We start from the raw sequence: 534 nt of genomic DNA on the forward strand, positions 1-534 counted from the left end.
TGTTTGATCCTAGTTTGGTGATCGGGCCTGACTATCAAGGCCGCTTGGTCCTGACCGCCGATGGTCGCGCGCTGACCGGCCTGATGGTCGAAGACAACGAGCAACGCGTCGTGTTGAAACTGCAAGGTGGCAAGCTGGAGACGATTCCTCGCGACGATGTCGAGGCGATCCGCGTCAGCCAGTTGTCGCTGATGCCGGAAGGACTCGAAAAGCAACTGAGCGAGCAAGAGCTGATCGACCTGTTCGCCTATCTCTCGCTGACTCGCCCGCCTGGCGATCCGGAGGCCGAACTCATCCCCGGCGCCCAAGCGATCGACGTCAATCGGCTGCATCTGCCGGCGTCGCTCACCAACGAGCTAGCCACAGCCCAACTCTCGAGCAACGCCACTCAGCTTGGCAAAGGCGCCCGGGGCGCGGCCGGTGATCTGGTCTACTTGCCCAACAAGCAAAGCTTTCTGCAAAACTCGCAGTGGCATGAAGTAGGCGTTGGCGGCGGCGCCGATTTGGGGATCGTTGCGGAAGCTAATCCGGTCT

Annotated in this window: 1 pseudogene; it reads left to right on the forward strand. The window is 61.0% G+C overall.

Going from position 1 to position 534, the window contains the following annotated elements:
- Positions 1-534, forward strand: a pseudogene (locus C5Y96_RS24965) (dehydrogenase); the annotation flags it as partial.

The sequence above is a fragment of the Blastopirellula marina genome (assembly GCF_002967715.1).
Classification (GTDB): domain Bacteria; phylum Planctomycetota; class Planctomycetia; order Pirellulales; family Pirellulaceae; genus Bremerella; species Bremerella marina_B.